This window comes from Serratia sp. PL17 (assembly GCF_017832355.1).
Lineage (GTDB): Bacteria > Pseudomonadota > Gammaproteobacteria > Enterobacterales > Enterobacteriaceae > Serratia.
Map to the genome: position 1 here is coordinate 24,046 of NZ_JAFIBY010000001.1, position 12,340 is coordinate 36,385.

The 12,340-nt window shown below is 56.0% G+C and carries 11 protein-coding genes; 4 read left to right on the forward strand and 7 right to left on the reverse strand.

Annotated features, from left to right (window positions below):
- Nucleotides 1–48 precede the first annotated feature (48 nt).
- Entirely contained in the window at nt 49–759 is a 711-nt protein-coding gene (locus JOE25_RS00125; RefSeq protein WP_209632203.1) for a Bax inhibitor-1/YccA family protein, read from the forward strand.
- 87 nt (nt 760–846) lie between these two features.
- Here the strand turns inward: JOE25_RS00125 and JOE25_RS00130 are convergent, their stop codons facing one another.
- The 5 genes from JOE25_RS00130 to cecR are packed head-to-tail and all read right to left on the reverse strand — an operon-like array spanning nt 847 to nt 6,551.
- Nucleotides 847–1,953: an ABC transporter permease gene (locus tag JOE25_RS00130; RefSeq protein ID WP_209632204.1), complete on the reverse strand. Its 1,107-nt coding sequence runs from the start codon at nt 1,951–1,953 to the stop codon at nt 847–849.
- An 11-nt stretch (nt 1,954–1,964) separates the two neighbouring features.
- Complete coding sequence (locus tag JOE25_RS00135; RefSeq protein WP_209632205.1) at nt 1,965–3,119, reverse strand: ABC transporter permease; 1,155 nt, start codon at nt 3,117–3,119, stop codon at nt 1,965–1,967.
- Nucleotides 3,116–4,846, reverse strand: coding sequence for an ATP-binding cassette domain-containing protein (locus JOE25_RS00140; RefSeq protein WP_209632206.1), 1,731 nt, complete (start codon nt 4,844–4,846; stop codon nt 3,116–3,118). The genes JOE25_RS00135 and JOE25_RS00140 overlap by 4 nt, the downstream gene beginning before the upstream one ends.
- 10 nt (nt 4,847–4,856) lie before the next feature.
- On the reverse strand, nt 4,857–5,843 hold the full coding sequence (hlyD, locus tag JOE25_RS00145; RefSeq protein ID WP_209632207.1) for a secretion protein HlyD: 987 nt from the start codon (nt 5,841–5,843) through the stop codon (nt 4,857–4,859).
- An 18-nt stretch (nt 5,844–5,861) separates the two neighbouring features.
- Complete coding sequence (gene cecR / locus JOE25_RS00150) at nt 5,862–6,551, reverse strand: transcriptional regulator CecR (RefSeq protein ID WP_209632208.1); 690 nt, start codon at nt 6,549–6,551, stop codon at nt 5,862–5,864.
- 302 nt (nt 6,552–6,853) lie between these two features.
- On the opposite strand from cecR, the gene rhlE reads away from it, so the two are divergent.
- Complete coding sequence (gene rhlE / locus JOE25_RS00155; RefSeq protein WP_209632209.1) at nt 6,854–8,215, forward strand: ATP-dependent RNA helicase RhlE; 1,362 nt, start codon at nt 6,854–6,856, stop codon at nt 8,213–8,215.
- Between the two features lie 79 nt (nt 8,216–8,294).
- On the opposite strand, the gene JOE25_RS00160 is transcribed toward rhlE, so the two are convergent.
- Both JOE25_RS00160 and JOE25_RS00165 read right to left on the reverse strand, forming a co-directional pair.
- Nucleotides 8,295–9,323, reverse strand: coding sequence for an HlyD family secretion protein (locus JOE25_RS00160; RefSeq protein ID WP_209632210.1), 1,029 nt, complete (start codon nt 9,321–9,323; stop codon nt 8,295–8,297).
- Between the two features lie 2 nt (nt 9,324–9,325).
- Entirely contained in the window at nt 9,326–10,933 is a 1,608-nt protein-coding gene (locus JOE25_RS00165; RefSeq protein ID WP_209632211.1) for an MFS transporter, read from the reverse strand.
- Between the two features lie 159 nt (nt 10,934–11,092).
- Here JOE25_RS00165 and JOE25_RS00170 point away from each other — a divergent pair, with 159 nt between their 5' ends.
- Both JOE25_RS00170 and JOE25_RS00175 read left to right on the forward strand, forming a co-directional pair.
- Nucleotides 11,093–11,872, forward strand: a complete 780-nt coding sequence (locus JOE25_RS00170; RefSeq protein WP_209632212.1) for an IclR family transcriptional regulator — start codon at nt 11,093–11,095, stop codon at nt 11,870–11,872.
- 12 nt (nt 11,873–11,884) lie between these two features.
- The gene (locus JOE25_RS00175; RefSeq protein WP_209632213.1) at nt 11,885–12,334 is read left to right on the forward strand and encodes a universal stress protein; all 450 of its coding nucleotides are present in this window, start codon (nt 11,885–11,887) and stop codon (nt 12,332–12,334) included.
- The last annotated feature ends 6 nt before the right edge of the window (nt 12,335–12,340 follow it).

The window sequence follows — 12,340 nt, forward strand, 5'->3', positions numbered from 1 at the left end:
GGGTATCGGGGGATTTAAATCTTGTTTCACACATAAAAGGTAACCGTCATGGACCGATATCCACGCTCTAATGGTTCAATCGTCGAACGTGCCAACAGCGGCATTCAGGCTTACATGGCGCAGGTTTATGGCTGGATGACCTGCGGCATGCTGTTGACGGCGTTTGTTTCCTGGTACGCGGCTAACACGCCTGCGATCCTTAACTTTATCTTCTCCAGCCAGATCACCTTCTTCGGCCTGATTATCGTGCAGTTGGGGCTGGTGTTTGTCATTTCCGGTATGGTCAACCGCCTGAACGGTACGGTAGCCACCGCGCTGTTTATGCTCTATTCGGCACTGACCGGGTTGACGCTTTCCAGCATTTTCATCGCTTATACCTACAGTTCAATCGCCAGCACGTTTGTGGTGACTGCCGGTATGTTCGGTGCAATGAGCCTGTACGGCTACACCACCAAGCGTGATTTGAGTGGTTTCGGCAGCATGCTGTTTATGGCGCTGATCGGGATTGTGCTGGCTTCACTGGTCAATATCTGGCTGAAAAGCTCGGCGCTGATGTGGGCGATTACCTACATCGGTGTGGTGGTATTTGTTGGCCTGACGGCGTACGACACCCAGAAGCTGAAAGCCATGGGCGAGCAGCTGAACTCGGATGACAAAGACAGCTTCCGTAAATACGCCATTGTCGGCGCACTGACGCTGTACCTTGATTTCATCAACCTGTTCTTGATGTTGCTACGTATTTTCGGCAACCGCCGCTAAATCCGTCTTCTTTCAAACTGCAGCTTGAAATCCATAGAATTTATAGTGAATAGTAAGACTCTGCGATCCCTATCGCAGAGTCTTTTTTTATGCAATTTTGCGTCGGAACATGGCGTAGGCGGCGCTGCCGGTGGTGGCGGTAATCACCAACAGCGGCCACAGGCTGTGCCAGATGATGCTGAAACTGGCGTCCTTCAGGTAAATCTGTTTGGTGATGTCGGTAAAGTGGCGGATCGGGTTGAGCCAGGTGAGGTTTTGCAGCCATACCGGCATGTTTTCCACTGGCGAGACATAACCGGAAAGCAGGATAGCCGGCATCATAAACACGAATACACCGATAAACGCCTGTTGCTGAGTGGCGCACAGCGACGAAATCAACAAGCCGAACCCCACCAACGACAGCCCGTAAACCAGCATCGTGCCGTAGAACAGCAGCAGTGAACCGGCGAACGGAATCTGATAGATAAAGATACCAATCAACAACACGATGCTGGCCTGGAAGGTCGCGACGATCAGCGCGGGGACTGCTTTGCCGATAAATATCTGCCAGGTGGTTAACGGCGACACCAACAGCTGTTCCAGCGTACCCTGTTCGCGCTCACGTGCTACTGACAGTGAGGTGACAATCAGCACGCCGATGGTGGTGATCATGGCAATCAATGACGGCACCACAAACCATTTATAGTCCAGGTTCGGGTTATACCAATTGCGTATTACCAACTCGCTGTTGTTAGGCTTGGCGCGCCCACCGATCAGCTCATTTTGATAGTCCTGCACAATTTGCTGCACATAGTTGGCAGCGATCTGCGCACTGTTGGAGTTGCGCCCATCCAACAACAGCTGCAGCGGAGCGGTATTGCCAGTGGCGATATCACGCGAGAATTGCGCTGGGAAGCGGATCAGCAGCAGGGCTCTTTGATTGTCGATGGTGGCTTGGATCTCCTGTGGGCTACGCAACAGCAGCACCTGGGAGAAGGCTTTTGCTTTGGCAAAACGCTGGGTCAGTTCGACGGAGGCATGGCCGTTGTCTTCGCTATAAACCGCGATGGTTGCATTGGTCACCTCCAGCGTAGCGGCGAACGGGAACAGCAGGACCTGCAAGATCACTGGCATAATCAAAATGGTACGCGTTTGCGGATCGCGCAGTAACGTCTGCATTTCCTTGATGATTAACGTCCAAAGACGGTGAAACATCATCTAGCTCCTTAATCCAGCCGTCGCTGGGTTTTCCAGGCGGTCAGGCCAATAAATACCACCGCCGAAGCGATCAGGAACAACAGGTTAACCATCAGCACTGTGCCGACGTTGCCCGCCAGAAACAGCGTTTGTAGCGTGCTGACGAAGTAACGCGCCGGAATGATGTAGGTTACGGCCCGTACGATGGCCGGCATGCTGTCTATCTGGAAGATAAATCCAGACAGCATGATCGACGGCAGAAAGGCAGCATTCAGCGCCACCATTGCTGCGTTGAACTGGTTACGGGTGATGGTCGAAATCAGCAGCCCCATGCCGAGCGTACTGGCAAGGAACAGGCTACTGATGACGAATAAAATCAGCAGCGAGCCGCGGTAGGGGACGCCAAGTACCCATACCGACACCCCCATGCACAACACCATGGCGATCATGCCGAGGAAGTAATAAGGCACCAGTTTGGACAGCAGCAGTTCGGCACGCGTGACCTGAGTGGAGAGCAGTGCCTCCATGGTGCCACGTTCCCATTCACGGGCGATCACCAGTGAGGTAAGGATAGCGCCGATCACCGTCATGATAATGGTGATGGCGCCGGGGATAATGTAATGCCGGCTGATCGCCGCCGGGTTGAACCAATAGCGCATCTGAACATCAATTAACGGCTTTTCCTCACGCCCGCGATCGGTGGCGCGTTGCTGCTGCCAGATTTGCCACACTCCCTGGGTATAACCTTGAACAAAGTTGGCGGTGTTTGGCTCGCTACCGTCGGTAATAATTTGAATCGGTGCGCTATCCTGTGGCCGTGCCATGCGTTGAGCAAAATCATTGGGGATCACGACCAGCCCGCGGATACGGCCCGCCTGCATCAGTTGGATTAACTGTTGGCGATTATCGCTAATGGTCGGTTCGATATAGGGTGAGCCGGCAAAGGCATTCGCCAGATCGCGTGCATCTTCGCTTTGTTGTTCCATCAGGATCCCCAGCCGTAGCTTGCTGGAGTCCAGATTGATGCCGTAACCGAAGATAAACAGCAGCATCAGTGGAATGACAAAGGCGATCAGCCCGCTGCTCGGATCGCGCAGGATTTGCCGCGTCTCTTTCAGGCACAGTGCGCGCAGGCGTCGCCAGGAAAAACCGCTGTCGTCGCGGGTGGCCATTTTGCTACTCATTGCTGCTCCTCCTGATCATAACCTTGCACCAGTTCGATAAACGCCTGCTCCATCGACGGATTGGGATTCTCGGCGCTGGCGATCTGGTGCTTGAGATCGTCCGGAGTGCCTGCGGCAATGATCTTGCCGCGGTACACCAGCCCAATGCGGTCGCAGTATTCCGCTTCGTCCATAAAGTGGGTGGTGACCATCACGGTCACGCCTTTGTCCACCATGCCATTAATGTGCAGCCAAAATTCACGGCGGGTCAGCGGATCGACGCCGGAGGTCGGTTCATCGAGAAACAGAATATCCGGCTCGTGCATAAGTGCGCAGGCCAGCGCTAACCGCTGTTTGAAGCCAAGCGGCAGCGAATCCGGTGTTTGGTCGAGGATGGGGCCAAAATTGAAGGCGTTGGACATCTCGCCGATTTTTTCGCGCTGCGCCTTGCCGCTCAGGCCGTAAACCCCGGAGAAAAACTTCAGGTTTTGCGCCACGGTCAGGTTACCGTACAGCGAGAATTTCTGCGCCATATACCCCAAATGCTGGCGAGCCTTGCCGGAACTGGTTTTGAGATCCATACCCAGCACCAGTGCTTTGCCTTCGGTTGGCACCAATAACCCGCACATCATTTTAAACGTGGTGGATTTACCGGCACCGTTCGGGCCCAGCAGGCCAAAAATCTCACCGCGTTGCACTGTGAAGTCCACGTGATCGGTGGCGGCGAAGTCGCCAAATTTCTTTGTCAGCCCCTGCGCTTCGATCACGGTTTCAGTTTTTTCGCCTTCAACGGTAGGCATGATCTCCGCCAGCGCTGATTTACTGTTCGGTCCACCGCCGAGCAAATCGATAAACGCATCTTCAAACCGAGGATCCGCCTCGCTCAATTCGGCGTCCGGCAGATCCAGTGCCTGTAGCAATTGCCGATGATCTTCACCTTCTTTGAGGATCAATCGCAGGTATTTACCCTGGATCACACCGTCAGTGACTGCAGGCAGACAGATCGCCCGTTGCAGCACGGCCCGGTGATTACCGGCGGGCGGCGCGATCAGCACGGTGCGCCCAGCCATGCGCTGGGTAAGATCCTGGGGGGCGCCACTAAAGAGCAGCTCGCCCTCATTGAGCAGCAAAACTTCGCGGCACTGTTCAGCTTCGTCCAAATAAGAGGTGCTCCACAGGATCAACATGCCGTCGTTGGCCAGTTCGTGCACCATGCGCCACAGTTCGCGCCGTGAGATCGGATCGACCCCGACGCCAGGCTCATCCAGCAGCAGCACCTGCGGCTGCCCGACCAGCGTACAGGCCAGCCCGAGCTTCTGCTTCATGCCGCCGGACAGTTTGCCCGCCAACCGGGTAGTGAAGCGGGTGAGATCGGTAAATGTCAGCAGCCGATCAAACGTCTGTTTACGCAGATCACCGGTCACACCGCGCAGATCGGCGTAAAGCGTCAGGTTTTCCATCACCGTCAGATCTTCATACAGGCCAAATTTCTGTGGCATGTAACCGAGGATGGCGTGCAGCTGGCGATCCTGGGCGATCGGATCCAGCCCGGCGACACGCAGTGTGCCGCTACTGGGTTTCAGTAGCCCTGCCAGCATACGCAGCAGGGTGGTTTTACCCGCGCCGTCTGGGCCAACCAGCCCGGTGACGGCACCGCTGGTCAGTCGGGTGGTGAGGCTGGCGACCGCCGGCTTTTCCAATGTCGGGAAACGTTTTTCCAGCGCTTCAAGTTCAATCACCTGTTCCATCACCACCCCCTTAAGGTTTGGCAAAGCGAACGGTGACCGGCATTCCCTGGCGCAATGCATCATCGGCGTCAGTGACGATAACGCGTAGCCGGTACACCAAATCGGTGCGCAGGTCCGGCGTTTCCACGCTTTTCGGCGTGAATTCAGCAGTGGGCGACACAAAGCCGATTTTGCCGTGATACGGCTTGTTTGGCCGGCTGTCAGTATAAATTTCCAGTTCGGTGCCGGGGGCTGCTTTGCCCAGACTGACTTCGTTGACATAGGCGCGCACCCACACCGGGCGCGTCAGCGACAGGGTAAATACAGTGCCACCGGCGGCAAGCATGCTGCCCGGTTCGACCGCACGGGTCAGCACCGTGCCCGCTGACGGGGAAACCAGACGGGTATCTTGTAAATTCAGCTGCGCCTGAGCCAGCGCGGCTTCGCTTTGCGCAAGGTTAGCTTTGGCTTCTTCAATCTCCTGTGGGCGGTTACCGCTCAGGTATTGCGATAGCTTGTCTTTCGACGCTTGCAGGTTGGCCAGGGCTTGATTGCGTGAGGTACGGGCATCTTCCAGCGCGTCGGCGGAGGTGGCGTTTTTTGCCCACAGCCCTTGTTGCCGCTTCAGGAAGCTATCGGCGTAGTTAAAGGCCGACAGACGTTGAGCCACTTCTGAGCGTACCTGCGCAATTTCCTCGGCGCGATAACCGGCCAGCAGCAGTGCCAGCTTGGCTTTGGCGCTACCCACATTAGCCTGCGCCTGCTGCAATGCGTTGAGGTATGGGGCATCGTCCAGTTTGCCAAGCAATTGCCCAGGCTGGAGGGTATCGCCTTCATCGATCGTCAGCGACGCCAGCCGCCCATCAACACGGAATCCCAAATTCACTGTGCGAATATCTACGTTGCCGTACAGCGTCAGCGGTTTTTCTTGCTGCTGTTGGTAATACCAAACCCCGTAAATGGCCGCGGCGATAAGTACAATAACTGCAACAATGAGGGCACTGCGTTTCTTATTCATAACACTCCCTGCCTGAATTTACGCGCCATAGCGTTGGCGCAGCCCATTAACCAGAATTTCAATGTGTTCAGCCAACACTTCGCTGATTTGATCCGCCTCGGCGGTGCCGATTTGCTGCCAGCCAGCCTGCCGGCGTACGGTTTCCCTCGCCACGCGGAACGACAACACTTCGCCGATCAGTGCGTGGGTATGCAGCACGATTTTGGTCGAATGCGGGTCGATGCCTGTGTAGGCCGCCAGCAGTCGGCAAAGCTTGTCATGCAAGGGGGCGACCACTTGTTGGTGAATCAGAGGATAGGCGTCAGTGGGGGAAAGCTGCTCACGCGACATAATCTTGCTGAGGTTGAGCGTCTGCGGTTGCGTCATCAGGTCGCTGAATGCCAGTAGGCCGCGTTTAAGGTGCTCGAGGTAGTATTCCCGCGGGCGTTCGGCCTCTGGCAACTGCCAGAAGCGATCAATCTCGTCGGCCAGGGGGCGAAATGCCTGCTGGATAAAGTCGGCAATCCACTGTGCGACGGCCAGGTAAAGGCCCTCTTTGGAATTGAAGTAGTAGGTGATGGCCGCGATATTGTGCCCGGCGCGCTGCGCAATATCTCGGGTGGTGGCACCCTGAATGCCGTATTCACCGAACATCTCGATGGCGGCGGCGATCAGCTGCTGGCGTGCCTGTTCACCGCGAGCCCGGCTGGCCGTTTGATTGTTTGGCATTGATGACGCTCGCTAAAGTTAATCAATCATATGATTAACTTTATGCCAGATTGCACGAAATGCAATCAGTAACCGTGATTTATTTAAGGGCTTTTTTTCGGACTAGGCTGAATTCTCGGCATATTGTGCTCTGAGTCACTTAAATTACGTTTTCTTGTTCGACTTCTGCTACAATCGCCCGCTTGGTGCACTGCAGTTTGTGCCAATCCCTCGTGGTCATGCTTAATGTCCCGTCTGATAATCCTCCCAGGAAACTGCACCGAACACTGTTAGGTTAGGGGGGATCTGGAGTTTTTCTCTTTATGTCATTTGAAACCCTCGGCTTAAGTGCTGAAATTCTGCGCGCTGTTGAAGAACAGGGCTATCGCGAACCTACGCCAATTCAACGCCAGGCGATTCCTGTCGTATTGGAAGGTCGTGACCTGATGGCCAGCGCCCAGACCGGTACCGGTAAAACCGCTGGCTTTACCCTGCCGCTGCTACAGCTGCTGAGTAAGCATGATCATGCGGTCAAAGGTCGCCGTCCTGTGCGTGCACTGATCCTGACGCCAACCCGTGAATTGGCGGCGCAGATCGGCGAAAACGTCGAATCCTACAGCAAATATCTGCGTCTGCGTTCGCTGGTGGTATTTGGCGGCGTGAGCATCAACCCGCAGATGATGAAACTGCGTGGCGGTGTTGATGTTTTGGTGGCAACACCAGGCCGTCTGCTGGATCTGGAACACCAACGTGCGGTTGACCTGTCCAAAGTTGAAATTCTGGTGCTGGACGAAGCGGACCGCATGCTGGATATGGGCTTTATCCATGATATCCGTCGCGTGTTGGCCAAGCTGCCTGCCAAGCGTCAGAACCTGCTGTTCTCTGCGACCTTCTCCGACGACATTAAAGCATTGGCTAACAAGCTGCTGCATAACCCGGCATCGGTTGAAGTGGCGCGTCGTAATACCGCGTCCGAGCAAATAGAACAGAGCGTGCACTTCGTTGATAAGAAGCGTAAGCGGGAACTGCTGTCCCAGATGATCGGTGAAGGTGACTGGAAGCAAGTGTTGGTGTTCAACCGCACCAAGCACGGCGCTAACCACCTGGCCGAACAGCTGAACAAAGACGGCATCACTGCCGCAGCCATCCACGGCAACAAAAGCCAGGGCGCCCGTACCCGTGCATTGGCCGATTTTAAAGATGGCAAAATTCGTGTGTTGGTGGCGACAGACATCGCGGCGCGCGGGTTGGACATCGACCAACTGCCACACGTGGTGAACTACGAGCTGCCGAACGTACCGGAAGACTATGTACACCGCATTGGCCGTACCGGCCGTGCAGAACGTACCGGTGAGGCTATCTCGCTGGTGTGTGTGGATGAGCACAAACTGCTGCGTGATATCGAACGTCTGCTGAAGCGTGAAATTCCGCGTATTGCCCTGCCAGGCTACGAGCCGGATCCAAGCATCAAGGCGGAGCCTATCATCAATGGCCGTCAGGGTGGCGGACGTGGTGCTCCACGCGGCAACGGCGGTGGTCAGCGTTCCGGTAACGGCGGTGGCCAGCGCAGCGGCAATGGCGGCCAGCGTGAAAATCGCGGTGGTGGCAGCGCCCGCCCGCAGGGTGATGGCAAGCCGCGTTCAGGTGCGCCTTCGCGCCGTCCGCGCAGCCGCCCAGCGGAGTAAATTGCGCTGCTGTCAGCGAATAAAAAGCCACCGTTTACGGTGGCTTTTTTTTATCAAAAAATCAGGATGATGCCCAATATCAGCGCATCTCAAGTTCCGGTACGACCGACATACCGACGCGCAGCCGCGCCAACGCCGGCTGATTGGGCTCCAGCAGAATTTTCACCGGCAGGCGTTGCACCACTTTGGTGTAGTTGCCGGTGGCGTTATCGGCGCTGATGGCGGCAAACGTGGAGCCTGTTGCGGGCGCAATGCTGTCTACGTGGCCCCGTAATGTCACCCCAGGCAGCGCATCTACGCTGATCGACACCGGCTGGCCGGCAGAGACGTTGGCCAGCTGGGTTTCCAGAAAGTTGGCGACCACATAGCTTTGTTGCAGCGGTACCACCGCCAGCAAGCGTGTTCCTGCGGAGACCCAGGCACCCTGACGTACCGCGCGCTGGCCGACAGTGCCGCCAATTGGGGCAACAATCCGCGTATAGGAAAGGTTCAGACGTGCCTGATCAACGCTGGCCTGTGAGGCGGCAATGTTCGCTTCTGCCTGTTTCCGGCTGGCCTGCAACACGCCAACCTCCTTGCGTGCAGACACCACGGCGGCCTGGTTCTGTTTCAACTGCGCTGCGGCGGTTTGCATCACGGAAGCGGATTTTTGCTGTTCATCCGCGGTGGCAGTACCGGTTTTTAACAACCGGCGATAGCGATCGGCATTTTGTCCGGCATAGTTAAGCGTAGCCTGGCTCGCGCTGACGCTGGCTTCTTGCTGAGCAATATTGGCCTGTTGTTGATCCAGCTGTGCTTGAATGCTGGTGAGTTTGGCCTGGCTAATTTGCAGATTGGCCTGTGCCGTTTCCAGCGCAACGCGGTAATCCTGGTCGTCGATGGTTGCCAGCACTTCACCGGCTTTCACCTGCTGATTATCACCGACATTCACGCTGCGGATATAACCGGAAATTTTGGGGGCCACCAGCGTGTAATCAGCACTGACTACCGCGTCATCGGTACGAAAATGATGACGATTGAGAGAGGCACGAATAAAGAAAGCGATAGCCAGCAGGACTAACAGCAGCAACGTCAAAGTTAAGGTTCGTTTTGCAGGGGTGAAGCTCATGGTTATGATCCTGATGTTTTTGGAACTAAAGGTAAAAGCGTTTGCGGTGGATAGACCCGCTTCGGCAACCAGGCGGTCAACAGCACCAGCAGCAGGGCGAAACCAATAATCAGCAGATAGGCGTCACTGATGCTGAGGATCACCGCCTGATGTTTTAGCAGCGTCGAAAAATGCCCAAGATTTTCCGCTGAACTGACCGAACCATCCGGCAACAGGGGCATAGCACCGCTGGCGCGATCGGCGTTCTCTGCCGTCATCAACCACGGGTGATTGCCCAACCGATCAACCAGCACCTGAGAGTGAAATTTCTCCCGGTGGGTAATAACGTTTTCTACCAGGCAGCTTGCCGCCACGGCGGAAAAACCGCGCACGGTGTTAAACATTGCCGAGGCAAAGGGGCCTTCTGGGGCCATGATCACGCTGGTAGACGTCATTAACACCGGTAAAATCATCATCGGTTGGCCAAACGCCTGGAGGCTTTGGATCAGCCAGAAATTTTGTCGCGCCCAGTCGTCTGTCAACTGCATTCCGAGCAGACAAGAGCAGGCTATTAGCGCAGCACCGAGGGTCAGTACCCAGCGGGCATCTATCCAGCGCAGGTTCAACAGGGTGGCGATTAAAGGCGCGATGACCAATTGTGGCAAGCCAACGGCCAACGCCAAGGGGGCGAATTGCACGGTGCGAAAGCCTTCCACCTGCGAAAAGTAAAAGGATGGCAGCATCGAGCCTGACAGCGCCAGCAACAGCACGCCAGCCAGCGTCAGCAGGCTATAAGAAAGATTTATTCGCTGCAGTAGTTGCAGTTTTAGCAGTGGCAACGGATGGAACCATTCGTTGATCAAAAATACCACCAACAGCGCAATAGAAACCGGCAACATCAGGCTGATCAATGGCGAATTGAACCAGTCGAGTCGTTCTCCCTGGGTTAGCGAAAGAATCAACAGCGCGATGCCACTACAGCCGGTGATCATGCCGAACAGATCGATTTGACGAAAACGTTCCAGGCGCAAAGGATCCTGCGGCAACCCCCAACTTATCAATAAGAAGGCGATCAGACACAGCGGGATCGCTTGCCAAAAGACAAACTGCCAGCCCAGATTGTCGGTCCATAACGCCGCCAGCGGTGCGGCGACATTGGGGCCAAAGGTGGCAGTGAGCGCATAGGCGGCCAGCCCGTAAAGCTTGATGGTGGGGGGCAGAAAACGCAGCGCCACTGTCATCAGCAAGGGGGGCAATGCGCCGCCAAAAAGACCTTGCACGACGCGCAACACAATAAACAGCCCAGGGTCTGTGATTAACGGCTGGATTACGCCGACGGCGGCAAAACCGCCGATCACCACCAGAGCAAAGCGGCGCAGCGAGAAGGTCACGGCAAACCAAGGGGCGATCATCATGGCCGAGACTTCCGCCGCCTGATAAACCGAGGTGATCCAACTGCCTTGATCGAAACCTATACCGATAGCCGTACGGATATCTGCCAGCGCCAGATCGCTTGTCCTGTCATTCAATCCAGAGGTCAAGGCGGCAATCAGCACGCCCACCAGCCCTAATGCCAGACGCAGAGTGAAAGGATGCGGCGCAGCGGCGGGGGGCGCAGGCTGAGCGTTCATAGTATGACTCCAGAAACGAAACTTACGATGCACTGTATTGTATGGCGATACATTGTGACGCATGCTACATTGTGATGCGTTGTATTGCAATGTGGTACATCGTGCCGACGGCCAGAAAAAAATGTTACAGTGTGGCCAAAAGTAAGGAAAAGAACCCCTATGTCTGAACCCTCTACATGCTGCGATGACGAAAGAACCGGCGGAATTCAAGTCATTACCCGTGCAGCGAAAATTCTCGATGCGCTGGGCGCAAAGCCAAATGGCATGAGCCTGGGCGAAATTGCGCTGGCGGTCGATCTGCCGCGTTCAACCGTACAACGTATTGTCAACGCGCTTGATTCTGTGCAGTTGGTGCGAGGCGGTGCCGGTGGCGTGCGTCTGGGGCCGTCGTTGCTGCGGCTGATTGCCAGCGTGCACACCGAAATGGTCGCGATTGCGACGCCCTGGCTACAGGCATTGAGTGACGCGACTGGCGAGACGGTTTCGCTGGGACGCGCCAGTGGCCTACAGTTGGCGGTGGTGCACTACATTGTTGCGGATCGCGAGCTGCGGGTGGTACCGCGCATCGGTATGAATCTGCCGCTGTACAGCACCTCCGGCGGACGCGCGCTGTTAGCGCTGAACAGCGATGATGCGGCCCGGGAGTTGCTGGGGGAGGCCTATATGGCGGTGACCGATATGACGGTGCGTGATTTCCCGGCATTGCTGGAACGCCTGACCGAAATACGCCGCACCGGCCTGTCCTACGATCGGGAAGAAACGCTGGAAGGTGTCTCCACCATGGCGGTGGCTATCGACACCATTCTGGGGCGCTTCTCCATCAGTTTGTTAGTACCCAGCACGCGTTTGGCCAAGAATGAAGCTCGCTTCCGCGAGGAAATCCTTAAGTGTAAAGACGCGCTGATCGACGAGATTGGCAAGGTCGCGTCGCGAGATTAACCGGAGAAGGTAATGAAAACACTGTTGGTCGCGGTTGATAACTCCGCCAATGCGCGCAAAGTCATTTCACTGGCTGCTGAACAGGCATTGGCTCAACAGGCGGCGGTCGTGGTGTTGTGCTGCGTAGACCTTAGCTATTCCATTGCCGGTCCGTATGACATTGAAGCGGGTGAAGATCCGGCGGATTTTGGTTGCGCACTGGATGAACAACAGGCCGCTGCCACTGTGGTACGCCAGGCGCTGAACGAGCTGCAAGGCGCGGGCGTCAATGCGCGTGGGCGTGTCGTCGCCGGTGAACCGGCAGAAACCATTGTTGCCCAGGCTAATGCGCTGAACGCGACGATGATAATTATGGGTCGCCGCCATCTTTCCCCCTTTAGACGACTGTTGAAAGGGTCGCATAGCGCCTTGGTGATTGAAAATGCCGATTGCCCGGTATTGGTTGACGTGCGTGCCGACTGACTGTGT